Annotated in this window: 10 protein-coding genes; 9 read left to right on the forward strand and 1 reads right to left on the reverse strand. The window is 41.8% G+C overall.

What is annotated here, in order from left to right:
- Positions 1-134 precede the first annotated feature (134 nt).
- From dnaE to GPA07_RS06770, 7 genes are all read left to right on the forward strand, one after another.
- Positions 135-3,470, forward strand: a complete 3,336-nt coding sequence (dnaE, locus tag GPA07_RS06740; protein WP_157292241.1) for a DNA polymerase III subunit alpha — start codon at positions 135-137, stop codon at positions 3,468-3,470.
- A gap of 141 nt (positions 3,471-3,611) precedes the next feature.
- Complete coding sequence (locus GPA07_RS06745) at positions 3,612-4,844, forward strand: NADP-dependent malic enzyme (RefSeq protein ID WP_008356068.1); 1,233 nt, start codon at positions 3,612-3,614, stop codon at positions 4,842-4,844.
- A 305-nt stretch (positions 4,845-5,149) separates the two neighbouring features.
- The gene (gene accD, locus GPA07_RS06750) at positions 5,150-6,025 is read left to right on the forward strand and encodes an acetyl-CoA carboxylase, carboxyltransferase subunit beta (protein ID WP_157292242.1); all 876 of its coding nucleotides are present in this window, start codon (positions 5,150-5,152) and stop codon (positions 6,023-6,025) included.
- The gene (accA, locus tag GPA07_RS06755) at positions 6,010-6,987 is read left to right on the forward strand and encodes an acetyl-CoA carboxylase carboxyl transferase subunit alpha (RefSeq protein WP_008356064.1); all 978 of its coding nucleotides are present in this window, start codon (positions 6,010-6,012) and stop codon (positions 6,985-6,987) included. Before accD ends, accA begins: the two co-directional genes overlap by 16 nt.
- Before the next feature lie 339 nt (positions 6,988-7,326).
- Positions 7,327-8,286 carry a 6-phosphofructokinase gene (pfkA, locus tag GPA07_RS06760; protein ID WP_008356062.1) on the forward strand — a complete coding sequence of 320 codons (960 nt, stop codon included), beginning with the start codon at positions 7,327-7,329 and terminating at the stop codon, positions 8,284-8,286.
- 27 nt (positions 8,287-8,313) lie between these two features.
- On the forward strand, positions 8,314-10,074 hold the full coding sequence (gene pyk, locus GPA07_RS06765; protein ID WP_008356060.1) for a pyruvate kinase: 1,761 nt from the start codon (positions 8,314-8,316) through the stop codon (positions 10,072-10,074).
- Between the two features lie 98 nt (positions 10,075-10,172).
- Positions 10,173-10,562 carry an FxsA family protein gene (locus GPA07_RS06770; protein WP_008356057.1) on the forward strand — a complete coding sequence of 130 codons (390 nt, stop codon included), beginning with the start codon at positions 10,173-10,175 and terminating at the stop codon, positions 10,560-10,562.
- A gap of 24 nt (positions 10,563-10,586) precedes the next feature.
- Here GPA07_RS06770 and ytvI read toward each other — a convergent pair whose 3' ends face one another.
- Positions 10,587-11,705 carry a sporulation integral membrane protein YtvI gene (ytvI, locus tag GPA07_RS06775; protein ID WP_008356055.1) on the reverse strand — a complete coding sequence of 373 codons (1,119 nt, stop codon included), beginning with the start codon at positions 11,703-11,705 and terminating at the stop codon, positions 10,587-10,589.
- Between the two features lie 100 nt (positions 11,706-11,805).
- Here ytvI and GPA07_RS06780 point away from each other — a divergent pair, with 100 nt between their 5' ends.
- Positions 11,806-12,270, forward strand: a complete 465-nt coding sequence (locus GPA07_RS06780) for a DUF441 domain-containing protein (protein WP_008356053.1) — start codon at positions 11,806-11,808, stop codon at positions 12,268-12,270.
- A 374-nt stretch (positions 12,271-12,644) separates the two neighbouring features.
- A complete protein-coding gene (gene citZ, locus GPA07_RS06785) occupies positions 12,645-13,763 on the forward strand; it encodes a citrate synthase (protein ID WP_008356051.1) in 1,119 nt (372 codons plus the stop codon).
- The last annotated feature ends 78 nt before the right edge of the window (positions 13,764-13,841 follow it).

The following is a 13,841-nucleotide window of genomic DNA, read 5'->3' on the forward strand; positions in this document are numbered from 1 at the left end:
TTCCACCTCACTCTATTCAATATATGGCGTTTGCTGGACAAGTATGAACGGGCGAAAAAGAAAGAACATTTGTTTCTCACCGCATCGCGTTTTATAATGAAAGAATGAATTTAGACGAAAGGAGTGGATTAAGCATGTCTTATGTTCATCTTCAGGTCCACAGTGGATACAGCTTGTTGAGCAGTGCTGCTAAGGTCAAGGAGCTCGTACTGAAAGCGAAAGAACTTGGCTATAAAGCGCTCGCTCTTACCGATGACCATGTGATGTATGGAACGGTTGAATTTTATAAGGAATGTAAAAAACATGGCATCAAGCCGGTAATCGGTTTAACAGCTTCTGTCTTCATAGATGAACAAGAGACAGAGGCTTATCCTTTGGTGCTCCTTGCAAAAAACAATGAAGGCTATCAAAATTTGATCAAAATTAGCAGTGTGCTGAAATCAAAGTCAAAAGCCGGCTTAAAAGAGAACTGGCTGAAAGCCTATCATCATGGACTTATTGCTATCACACCAGGTGCGAACGGCTATATTGAAACACTGCTGCAAAATGATCAGCTAGAAGAGGCGCAGGATGCGGCCAGCCATTTAAAAAGTATTTTTGGTGAGGAGCATGTGTATTTAGCGGTTCAGCCATTTCAGCAGGACGAAGAGCTGTCTAATCAGCTGCGGGAGGTCTCAACAAGGGTGAATATTCCTCTTGTAGCGACGGGTGACGTCCACTACATCAATCGAGAGGACAAAACCGCATACACATGTTTGAAGGCCATTAAAGCCGGACAGCAGCTATCAGAAATAGAGGAAGACCGAGGGGAAAAGCATTTCAGATCAATAGAAGAAATGATGGAATGGTATGCGGATGATCCAGAACTGCTGACAAGAACGGTCGAGATCGCAGACCGCTGTGAAGTCGATTTAAATCTTGGACAGACAAAACTGCCAACCTATCCGACTCCTGATCAATCAACAGCCGATCAGTTTTTACGCAAAGTGTGTGCAGAAGGCATGGAGCGAAGAAAAATTGCTTCAAATGAAACGTATATCAAAAGGCTTGAGTATGAGCTGAGCATTATCCAAAAAATGAATTTCAGTGATTATTTTCTCATTGTGTGGGATTTTATGAAGTATGCTCATGACCAAGGCATTGTGACAGGTCCAGGACGGGGATCAGCAGCAGGCTCTCTTGTTGCTTATGTTCTGTCGATTACCGATGTTGATCCGATCCGTCACGGACTTTTATTTGAACGGTTTTTGAATCCGGAACGAATCAGCATGCCGGATATTGATATCGATTTCCCTGACACGAGAAGAGATGAAATCATTGCTTATGTCAAAAACAAATACGGGGACATGCATGTAGCGCAGATTATCACGTTTGGGACGCTTGCCGCAAAAGCAGCCTTAAGGGATGTCGGACGTGTGATGGGAATTGATTCAAAGGCAGCAGACCGCCTTGCAAAGCTTATCCCATCCAAGCCAGGGACGACGCTGAAAGAAGCGGTGGCCACCTCTTCTGAATTAAAAACGCTGCTCCAGCAATCCGAAGAGCTTCGAAAGGTCTTCCAAACCGCGTTAAAGGTAGAAGGTTTGCCTAGACATACGTCGACACATGCAGCCGGCGTTGTACTAAGCGAGGAGCCGCTCACACAAGTCGTGCCTATTCAAGAAGGCCATGATGGGGTGTATTTGACGCAATATGCAATGAATTACTTAGAAGATCTTGGTCTTTTAAAAATGGATTTTTTAGGATTGAGAAACTTAACCTTAATTGAATCCATTAAAAACCAGATTGAAAGACAGGAAAACGTCCACATTCATTTTAGTGATATATCGTATCAGGACCAAAAAACGTTTGAATTGTTATCGGCGGGAGATACGACAGGGATTTTCCAGCTTGAATCACAAGGAATGCGTCAGGTGCTAAGACGGCTGAATCCATCCAGTCTAGAAGACATCGTGGCAGTCAATGCCCTATACCGCCCAGGTCCGATGGAGAATATCCCGCTTTTTATCGACCGAAAGCATGGCAGAGTCGAAGTCTCTTACCCTCATCCAGATTTGTATGACATTTTAAAGGACACATACGGAGTCATTGTCTATCAGGAGCAAATCATGCTGATTGCAGCCAAGATGGCAGGCTTTCAGCTGGGAGAAGCCGATCTTTTAAGAAGAGCCGTTTCAAAGAAGGATAAAAAGGTGCTTGATGAACAGCGAAGCCGTTTTGTTGAAGGATGCCTAAAAAAGGAGTATCCTGTTAACATTGCAAATGACGTTTATGACCTAATCGTCAAATTTGCAAACTATGGTTTTAATAGAAGCCATGCTGTCGCATATAGCATGATCGGCTTTCAGCTTGCTTATTTAAAAGCGCATTATCCGTTATATTTTATGTGCGGACTTTTAACGAGTGTGATTGGAAATGAAGACAAAGTGGCTCAATATTTCTATGAGGCAAAGGAAAAAGGGATCTCTGTGTTGAAGCCTTCTATTAATAAGAGCGAATTTCCATTCACGGTTGAAAAAGGGGAGATCCGCTACAGCTTAAGAGCGATCAAAAATGTCGGAGTGTCAGCTGTAAAGGATATATACAGAGCAAGACAGGAAAAGCCGTTTGCAGATTTATTTGATTTTTGCGCAAGGGTATCACCAAAGAGTGTTAACCGAAAAACGATCGAAGCGCTCATTTTTTCAGGGGCAATGGATGAGCTTCATCCAAATCGTGCTTCGTTATTAGCATCGATAGATATTGCGTTAGACCACGTGTCATTTTTAACACCTGAGGATCAGCTGGACTTTCTTGGGGATACCACCTTCTCCATTAAGCCAAAATATGCTGAGATAGACGAGTTGCCGCTTGTCGACCTCTTGCAATTTGAAAAAGAGGCACTCGGGTTATATTTATCAAATCACCCAGTACAAGCGTATCGAGATCGTTTGAGAGAGAATGGTGCAGTGGAAATCATCAGACTTTCTTCTTATATGAAGCGAAAAATCTCAATGGGTGGTCTTTTGACAAAGGTGAAATCGATTCGGACAAAAAATGGACAATCGATGGCATTTGTCACATTTGGGGATGAAACAGGAGAAATGGAAGGCGTCGTCTTTCCAGAGCAATTTAGAAAGCTGTCCCCCTTACTTGAGGAGGGCGCAATGCTGTATGTCGAAGGCAGAGTAGAGGCCAGAAACGACAGCAGTCAAATCATCGTGCAGGAGGCTGTTCTGCTTGAAGAGATGGGCACAAAAAGAAAAGAGTCTGTCTACATTCGAGTCAAAGAGGAGAACCATACGCAGGAGCTGCTTGAGCAAGTAAAACGAGTGATCTCCATGCACAGCGGAGAAGCAGATGTCTATTTGTATTATGAAAAGCAAAAAAAGACGATGAGACTTCCAGATGCATACAAAGTTCATGCAGATCATGCCGTGATCTTCCAGTTAAAAGAGCTGCTCGGTGAACAAAATGTTGTAATTAAATGATGACAAATCGTCTGAATACGTTTTACAATTTCGCCTATTGTGTTATCATTTTAAAGATTCTGTGTATTTAAAACTGCCAGTATGTGCTTATCAACTTAGCAATTCATTAAATCAATTTCCAGTTGAAGGAGTGTTCATTACATGTCATTAAGAGAAGAAGCATTACATATGCACAAAGAGAATCAAGGCAAACTCGAATCAAAATCAAAAGTACAAGTGAAAAACGCGAAAGACTTAAGCTTGGCTTACTCACCGGGTGTTGCTGAACCATGTAAAGATATTTATGACGACACAAGCAAAGTGTATGATTATACAATGAAAGGCAATATGGTCGCTGTTGTGACAGACGGAAGCGCTGTTTTAGGGCTTGGAAACATTGGTGCAGAAGCATCTCTTCCAGTGATGGAAGGGAAAGCTGTATTATTCAAAAGCTTTGCAGGCGTTGATGCATTCCCAATCGCGCTTTCCACAAACGATGTAGACAAAATCGTTGAAACAGTGAAGCTTCTTGAGCCAACGTTTGGCGGTGTGAACCTTGAAGATATTGCAGCTCCTAACTGCTTCATCATTGAAGAGCGTTTGAAAAAAGAGACAAACATTCCTGTTTTCCACGATGATCAGCACGGAACAGCGATTGTGACAGTGGCAGGACTTGTGAATGCCCTTAAACTGTCTGGAAAATCAATGTCTTCAATTAAAGTGGTTGCAAACGGCGCTGGAGCAGCAGGTATTGCGATTATCAAACTTCTTTATCATTTCGGTGTACGTGATATCATCATGTGTGATACAAAAGGCGCTATTTATGAAGGCCGCCCAAATGGTATGAATGCAGTGAAAAACGAAGTAGCTAAATTCACGAACCAAGACCGTAAAGAAGGTTCTTTAGAAGAAGTCATTGAAGGCGCAGATGTCTTCATCGGCGTTTCAGTAGCAGGTGCTTTAACAAAAGAAATGGTAGGAAAAATGGCAAAAGATCCTGTGATCTTCGCAATGGCTAATCCAAATCCAGAGATCATGCCAGAAGATGCACATGCAGCAGGTGCAAGTGTTGTAGGAACTGGTCGTTCTGACTTTCCAAACCAAGTGAACAACGTACTTGCATTCCCAGGTATTTTCCGCGGAGCGCTCGATGTACGGGCAACACATATTAACGAAGAAATGAAAATTGCAGCTGTTGAAGCGATTGCTTCTCTTGTATCAGATGAAGAATTGACAGCAGAATACGTCATTCCTGCACCATTTGATGCACGCGTAGCACCAGCGGTAGCAAAAGCAGTAGCAAAAGCAGCAATGGAAACGGGTGTTGCAAGAATCAAAGTAGACCCAGAAGCTGTTGCAGAAAAAACAAGAAAATTAACGATTATCGGCGAGTAATCGAACTGGAAAAGTGTGCACGTTCTTTCTGAATTTGGATGAAAAACGTGCACCATTTCCTCTCTTATGTGAAATTTTTTTCATCCGGAATGAGATTTTTTTGTAGACGTTCACAATTCAAATATATCAACTGCTCAGCCCCCCAAACCTATACTCATTTCTCATCAATTCCCCCCTGAAAAAATTGAATGAAGGATGACAGCGTTTGACAAAAAAAGTACAATAGTTTCGGTACAGTTATGACATGTCCTATAATAGTGGATGTGCGTGTAAAGAAAAAACCCTTCAAAAAGGGAGGTAGTCATTTGTCAATCAAGAACATTTTCAGTAAAAAGAAAAAGTATGCATCTGTACCCTCTGAACAGGCAAGTCAAGATGTGCCTGAAGGCATCATGACCAAATGTCCGCAATGTAAAAAAATAATGCTCACCAAAGAACTAGATAAAAATTTACGTGTTTGTATGAATTGCGGCAGACATTTGCAAATGAATGCAAAACAGCGTATTGACAGCCTTGTAGACGAAGGCACATTTGAAGAATTTAACGGACACCTCATTTCTGAGAACCCGCTCGGCTTCCCAGGCTACGAAGAAAAGCTTGAGAAAGACAGAGAAAAAACATCTTTGAATGAAGCCATTGTGACAGGTAAAGGTGAAATTGAAGGCCAAAGTGTTGTGATCGCTGTCATGGATGCCACATTCCGTATGGGCAGCATGGGCTCGGTTGTGGGTGAAAAGATCACACTGGCGATCGAGAAAGCAAAAGCGGACAAGGTGCCATTTATTATCTTTACTGCATCTGGAGGAGCAAGAATGCAAGAGGGTATTCTTAGTCTGATGCAGATGGCCAAAACAAGCTCAGCATTAAAGCTGTTCAGCGAGGATCAAGGTTTGATTATCTCAGTGATGACGAACCCTACAACTGGCGGTGTATCAGCTAGTTTTGCGTCTCTCGGTGATTACAACTTTGCAGAGCCGGGAGCATTGATTGGTTTTGCTGGCCGCAGAATCATCGAACAAACCATTCGTGAAGACCTGCCAGAGGACTTCCAAACGGCTGAATTTTTATTGAAGCATGGTCAGCTCGATGCTGTGATCCACCGTGCCGACATGAAAGAAACATTAGGCCGAATCTTAGCATTACACAGCACAGGAGGTGAACGAGAGTGGCTGGAGAACTAGAATTTGAAAAACCTGTCATTGAACTTCGAGCAAAAATTGATGAATTGAAAAAGCTCACACAAAATTCAGAGATGGATTTAAGTGCGGAAATTGAGCGCCTTGAAACACGTCTGAGTAAGCTTGAAGCGGACATTTATACAAATTTAAAGCCGTGGGACAGAGTACAAATTGCTCGTCATGCGATGCGCCCAACAACTCTCGATTACATTCAAGAGCTGTTTGACAACTTTTTTGAATGTCATGGTGACCGTTTCTATGGCGATGATGAAGCCATCGTTGGAGGAATTGCTACGTTTAAAGGGCTTCCTGTCACAGTTATTGGCCATCAGCGCGGAAAAGACACAAAAGAAAACTTGCGCCGTAATTTCGGGATGCCTCATCCAGAAGGTTACCGTAAAGCATTGCGCTTGATGAAACAGGCAGATAAATTTAATCGCCCTATCATTTGCTTTATTGATACAAAAGGAGCTTATCCTGGTAAAGCAGCTGAAGAACGCGGACAAAGTGAAGCAATTGCGAAAAACTTATTCGAAATGGCAGGACTTCGTGTACCGGTTGTCTGTATTGTCATTGGAGAAGGCGGAAGTGGCGGGGCACTGGGCTTAGGCGTAGGAAACCACCTATTCATGCTAGAGAACTCAACGTATTCAGTGATTTCACCTGAAGGTGCAGCAGCACTGCTTTGGAAGGACTCGTCACTTGCTAAAAAAGCTGCAGAAACAATGAAAATTACCGCTCCAGACCTAAAAGAATTAGATATTATAGATGATGTTATTAAAGAAGTGCAAGGTGGAGCACATCGAGACGTGAAACAACAAGCAGCCTACATGGAAAAAACATTGAAACAATCACTTTCATCTTTGCTCAAACTTTCGCCTGAAGAATTAGTCGAACAAAGATATCAAAAATACAAAGCAATCGGGAAAGTCTCGATTGAAAATCAATATATTGGGGTAAACTAAATAAACGTACAGCCTTTTGGCTGGCGTTTATTTTTTTCGTCTTTTTCATGAAACACCCCCTTATGTAAGCGCTATTTGAAAATAATTTTCTTTTGTTTTCATAAAATTTGAAACGTCTAAAAACCTTGATATAATAAGGTTTAGAGCACTTGAACTGACTAGTTTCTCAAAGATTTGCTTTCATATCTTTCTTAACTTTTGTTTAAAAACAGTTTATTTAATTGTATAATAAGGACGGTTTTAGAAATTCATATTGAAAACATCTGGTTTGGCTCATGATTGTTTTCAAGCAATGGAAATGGTATGTTTAATTCATATATGGTCTCTGAGGTGAAAAAGATGAAGCGTATAGGAGTTTTAACGAGCGGTGGGGATTCCCCAGGAATGAATGCAGCTGTGCGCGCAGTTGTAAGAAAAGCAATTTATCATAATGTTGAAGTTTATGGTATTTATAATGGATATTCAGGTCTAATTAACGGTAAAATTGAGAAACTCGAAATAGGTTCGGTAGGCGATATCATTCATCGTGGAGGAACAAAACTTTACACGGCAAGATGTCCTGAATTCAAGACAGTTGAAGGCCGTGAAAAAGGGATTGAAAACTTAAAAAAATTCGGTATCGAAGGACTTGTTGTCATCGGTGGAGATGGCTCATTCATGGGAGCGAAGAAATTAACAGAGCTCGGTTTTCCATGTGTAGGTGTCCCGGGCACGATTGATAACGATATTCCAGGTACTGATTTCACTATTGGCTTTGATACGGCACTTAATACAGTGATTGATGCCATTGATAAAATTCGTGATACAGCCACATCTCATGAACGTACATACGTAGTTGAAGTAATGGGAAGACATGCTGGAGATATTGCCCTTTGGTCAGGTCTTGCGGGCGGAGCCGAATCCATTTTGATTCCTGAGGCAGACTATGACATGGACGAAATTATTGCCAGGTTGAGAAGAGGACATGAGCGCGGCAAGAAGCACAGTATCATCATCGTAGCAGAAGGCGTAGGCAGCGGTGTTGAATTTGGTAAGCGAATTGAAGAGGAGACAAGCCTTGAAACGCGTGTATCTGTCTTAGGGCATATTCAGCGCGGAGGTTCTCCAAGTGCGTTTGACCGAGTGCTGGCAAGCCGTTTAGGAGCGTATGCAGTAGAACTTCTTCTTGAAGGAAAAGGCGGACGCTGTGTAGGCATTCAAAGCAATGAACTCGTTCACCACGATATTTTAGAAATCTTAGATAAAAAACATACAGTCGATCAAAATATGTACCGACTTTCACAAGAGCTCTCTATATAAAACGAGAAGACCTTAGGAGGAACAGTAATGAGAAAGACAAAAATCGTTTGTACAATTGGTCCAGCAAGTGAAAGCATTGAAAAGCTGACTGAATTGATTGAAGCAGGAATGAATGTAGCCAGACTAAACTTCTCACATGGAGATTTTGAAGAGCATGGTGCACGCATTGAAAACATTCGTAAAGCAGGTAAAGCATTAGGCAAGGACATTGCGATCCTTCTTGACACAAAAGGTCCAGAGATCCGTACACGTACAGTTGAAAACGGCTCAATTGAGCTAGTCGCTGGTGATGATCTTATCGTTAGTATGGAAGACATTGTTGGGAATAAGGAAAAAATCAGTGTGACATACGAAGATTTAATTCATGATGTAGAAGTGGGTTCAACGATTTTATTAGATGATGGTCTTATTGGTTTAGAGGTAAAAGAACTGAACATGGACCGCAAAGAAATCGTCACAAAGGTCATGAATACAGGCACCCTCAAAAACAAAAAAGGTGTGAACGTACCAGGAGTCAGTGTGAACCTGCCAGGTATTACAGAAAAAGATGCCAATGATATTCTGTTTGGAATTGAACAAGGCGTCGATTTCATCGCAGCTTCTTTTGTTAGACGAGCTTCTGATGTTCTTGAAATTCGTGAGCTGCTTGAAAAGAATAACGCAGCTGACATTCAAATCATTCCGAAGATTGAAAACCAAGAGGGCGTTGATAACATTGATGAAATCCTTGAGGTATCAGACGGCTTGATGGTGGCACGTGGAGATCTTGGTGTAGAGATCCCGGCAGAAGAAGTACCGCTTGTTCAAAAAATGCTGATCAAAAAATGCAATCGTTTAGGCAAGCCTGTCATCACAGCTACTCAAATGCTGGACAGCATGCAGCGTAACCCGCGCCCAACTCGAGCGGAAGCAAGTGACGTGGCAAATGCCATTTTTGACGGCACAGATGCCATTATGCTTTCTGGTGAAACAGCAGCTGGGACATATCCAGTGGAAGCTGTTCAAACGATGCATAACATTGCATCACGTTCAGAAGAAGCACTTAACTATAAAGCCATTCTTTCTCGCAGAAGCGAAGAAGTAGAAGTCAGTATTACAGATGCCATCGGTCAATCTGTAGCACATACAGCGATGAAGCTTGATGTGGCAGCGATTGTGACGCCGACTGAGAGTGGTCATACAGCGAGAATGATTTCAAAATATAGACCAAAAGCACCAATCGTTGCAGTAACAGCAAACGAATCAGTGGCTAGAAAGCTATCTCTTGTCTTCGGTGTATTTGCGAAGAGCGGATCAAATACGTCTTCTACAGATGAAATGCTTGAGAATGCAGTAGAAAAGTCAATTGAATCTGGCTATGTAAGACATGGCGACCTGATTGTCATTACAGCTGGTGTGCCAGTTGGCGAAGCAGGTACAACGAACTTAATGAAAGTGTATGTTGTTGGCGATATCATTGCGAAGGGTCAAGGAATTGGCCGCAAATCTGCATTTGGACCGGTTGTCATTGCACAAAGCGGAAAAGAAGCAGACGAAAAAATGTACGATGGTGCGATTCTTGTAGCAAACTGCACAGATCGTGATATGATGGGTGCTTTAGAAAAAGCTTCTGCCCTTATCACTGAAGAAGGCGGTTTAACAAGTCATGCAGCAGTCGTTGGGCTCAGTCTTGGCATTCCGGTGATTGTTGGTCTTGACAGCGCAACAACACTTCTAAAAGAGGGCGAAGAAATTACAGTAGATCCATCACGCGGAGCGATCTACAAAGGCCGTGCAAGCGTCCTTTAAATCACACTCGAGGGGAGTTGTCTGACTCCTCTCTTTTTTTATGTTACACTAAAAAAAGCAACAGCTTTCGATGAAAGAGACCACATGAGGTGATATGGTTGAAAAAATATTTTCTACTATTATTCATTCTGTTTCCCGCAGTGGAAATTAGTTTATTTTTAATCTCAAGTAAAATCATTGGCATTTTACCAACGATGCTAGTCATTGTGCTGACAAGTGCACTAGGTGCTTACTTTGCAAGAAAACAAGGAATGGAAGCATTCCAAAAAGTGCAACGAGATTTACAATATGGCAAGATGCCAGGGGCAACCATTGTTGATGGTTTCTGTATTCTTATCGGCGGATTACTGCTGCTCATTCCTGGATTTCTATCAGATTTGATTGGGGCTTTTCTGCTCATTCCGGTGACGAGAAAACGGATCAAGCCGCTCTTTGAGCGCTGGCTTAGAAACATGTCCAATCGCAATCGTTATACGATCATTCGTTAAAGAGACCTGCAGCTGAGGTCTCTTTTACTTTTGCATACCATACCGAATGTACTGATAAATTTCGCTGAAAACACCAGCATTACGAAACGCCTGCCACACGACAAGAGAAGCGGGACCTAGAGCAAGTCCTAGAAAACCAAACCATTTTAATCCAACAAATAGCGCCACAAGTGTTGCTAAAGGATTAAGCCCAATCGATTTACTTAAGACTTTCGGCTCTGATATTTGTCTTTGAATGAGCACCACGATATACAAAATGCCTAGCCCGATGGCAAGTGAAAGATTTCCTGTCATGGCGGAGTAAATGATCCACGGAAGAAAAACAGTACCGCTGCCGATGTAAGGAAGTAAATCGACAAGTCCAATACAAAGAGCGATCACAATCGCATGCTCGACCTTTAAGATGATCAGCCCAATCAGCACAATACCGATGGTCATGGCAACGAGCAGAAGCTGGGCTTTCATAAAGCCAGTAATGGCTTTTTTGATTTCAGATAAGATTGCGCGTGTATGCAGCATCCACTTTGCGGGAAAGATACGGGCACCATATTTTTTTAATGTAAACCAATCTTTTGTGATAAAAAAAGTCGCCAGTGCGGAAAATAAAAGAGTCGCTGCTGCATCAGGCAAAAGACCTAAAAAAGCCGGAATGAATTCAAGTGTTTTTGAAAGAAGAGCTCCGACTTTCGCCGCTGCTTCGTCGCCAAGCGCTTGAATTTGTCCCAAAATAGACTCCTTTTGACCAGCTTGAAGTGTATTAAATTGAGCAGTCAAATCATGATATAAAGGTAGAATTTTATCAGTGAAAAACCGTTCCACAATACTGACCATTTGATCAAGATGGCCAGGTAGAACCTTTGCTAAATAAGCACTTCCTGAAATGATTTCCGCCACTAAAAGCGTCATGAAACCTGCTGCCGCCACTAAAAAGAGCAATAGCACAATGATGACGACAAAACCTCTTGGCATCCCGGTCATTTCTTCTATTTTACATACGGCTGGATGAATCAAACATGACAGGGCAAGTGCAATCCAAAATGGATATAAAAACGGAAAAGACTGATATAAAAAGACAACAGCAAAAACGGCAATGCTGATGATCATCAAACTGCGCAGAAAAATGGCCACATAGGTGTGATTCACACAATCCCCTCCAAAAAACAAGCATGTCCGATACTTCATTTTATTCAAAAAGATTAGTAATATGAAAAGGTCGCAATAAAAAGAAAGGAAGTGGCGGCATATGTTGACACAAGCCAATTTATTTTTGGCTCTTTTACTCGTTATTGCACTCATTGCGAAGAACAATTCGTTAATTTTAGCGGTTTCTGTGCTGATTGTGATTAAGCTCATGGGCCTGGATCAAAAAATTTTCCCGGTTCTGCAATCTAAAGGCATCAATTGGGGTGTAACCATCATTACAATCGCTGTACTTGTACCGATTGCAACAGGTGACATTGGATTTAAACAGCTTGGAGAAGCGATGAAATCTTCCTATGCTTGGATTGCACTTGGAGCGGGTATATTAGTAGCACTGATTGCAAAAAACGGCATTGTGCTACTCGAAAATGATCCCCATATTACGGCGGCGCTTGTATTCGGTACCATTTTGGCCGTCAGTTTATTCAAAGGTGTGGCTGTCGGTCCGCTGATTGGTGCAGGAATTGCCTATTTGGCGATGCAGGCTGTGAAATTTTTCAGCGGATGAAAAGAGAGTGGCGTATGTCACTTTCTTTTTTATTTTTTCTTACGCGAGCTTTTGCAAAAAAACATAATTAAATATATTAAAAGTAGCAAAATCCCTTTATTCCATGCCCTAAACGGCAGGCTGGAAAAAAAAATATCAAAAAAAATTATAGTTAAACATTTAACAAATGTCTGATTATTGTTTATAATGGGAATAGGCTTAATTTTGAACTCATTGATCACATAGGAGAAATGAGGTTAAAAGCGCTCTAACCATATAGGTAAATGTAAGCATTTTCTTTTTTGAACCTGCCAGCATATTCAGGTTGGATAGCGCTTTCAAAAAGCGAGAATTCTGCAACAAAGGGGAATCTTTTTAAAAAGGGGAGATTGAACATGACAGCAACAAGAGGTCTTGAAGGTATTGTGGCAACAACTTCATCCGTAAGCTCAATTATTGATGATACTCTTACTTATGTAGGGTACAATATCGATGATTTAACTGAAAAAGCTACATTCGAAGAAATTGTCTACCTGTTATGGCACTTAAAGCTACCGAATGAGCAAGAGTTGAGTGAGTTAAAGCAGCAGCTCAATGAAAATGCTCATATTCCGCAAGAAATCATTGAGCACTTTAAATCTTACTCGATGGATGGGGTTCATCCAATGTCTGCGATTCGTACAGCCGTATCCTTACTAGGTTTACTAGATGACGAATCAGAGATTATGGACAAAGAAGCGAATTACAGAAAAGCCATTCGATTACAGGCGAAAATTTCTGGACTTGTCGCTGCATTTTCACGCATTCGAAAGGGACTTGAGCCTGTACAGCCAAAAGAAGAGTACAGCTATGCTGCGAACTTCTTGTATATGCTAAATGGTGAAGAGCCATCACCAGTAGAAATTGAGGCAATTGATAAGGCCCTCATTCTACATGCGGATCACGAATTAAACGCCTCGACATTTACAGCGCGTGTATGTGTTGCTACACTATCAGATATCTACTCTGGTGTAACAGCGGCTATCGGTGCGCTTAAAGGACCACTTCATGGCGGCGCCAATGAAGGCGTAATGAAGATGCTTTCAGAAATTGGCGAACTTGAAAACGTAGATTCATATATTCATGGTAAGCTAGAGAAGAAGGAAAAAATTATGGGCTTTGGCCACCGCGTATATCGTAAAGGTGACCCGCGTGCAAAGCATTTAAAAGAAATGAGCCAGCGTTTAACAAACCTCACAGGCGAGCCGAAATGGTATGAAATGTCTGTTCGCGCAGAGGAAATCGTGACATCAGAGAAAAATCTTCCACCGAATGTTGATTTTTATTCTGCTTCTGTCTATCACAGTCTTGGGATTGATCATGACCTGTTTACACCTATTTTCGTGATCAGCCGATTCTCTGGATGGATTGCTCACATTTTAGAGCAATATGACAACAACCGTCTGATCCGTCCAAGAGCTGAATACATTGGGCCTGATCTTCAAACGTTTGTTCCGATCAGTGAAAGAGACTAATGTTTATAGAATAAGCGGAGGCTGATCCAAACAAACCCATCAGCCTCCATATCAACAAAAAATGAATCATGTGAAAAA

The sequence above is a fragment of the Bacillus sp. ms-22 genome, assembly GCF_009759805.1.
Classification (GTDB): Bacteria; Bacillota; Bacilli; order Bacillales; family Bacillaceae; genus Bacillus; species Bacillus xiamenensis.

What these genes read in the sequence shown, in the direction of transcription:
- GPA07_RS06780 (WP_008356053.1), top strand. Translation starts at nt 11,806, where the DNA reads ATGTTGACACAAGCCAATTTATTTTTGGCTCTTTTACTCGTTATTGCA.
- citZ (WP_008356051.1), top strand. Translation starts at nt 12,645, where the DNA reads ATGACAGCAACAAGAGGTCTTGAAGGTATTGTGGCAACAACTTCATCC.
- pfkA (WP_008356062.1), top strand. Translation starts at nt 7,327, where the DNA reads ATGAAGCGTATAGGAGTTTTAACGAGCGGTGGGGATTCCCCAGGAATG.
- GPA07_RS06745 (WP_008356068.1), top strand. Translation starts at nt 3,612, where the DNA reads ATGTCATTAAGAGAAGAAGCATTACATATGCACAAAGAGAATCAAGGC.
- dnaE (WP_157292241.1), top strand. Translation starts at nt 135, where the DNA reads ATGTCTTATGTTCATCTTCAGGTCCACAGTGGATACAGCTTGTTGAGC.
- pyk (WP_008356060.1), top strand. Translation starts at nt 8,314, where the DNA reads ATGAGAAAGACAAAAATCGTTTGTACAATTGGTCCAGCAAGTGAAAGC.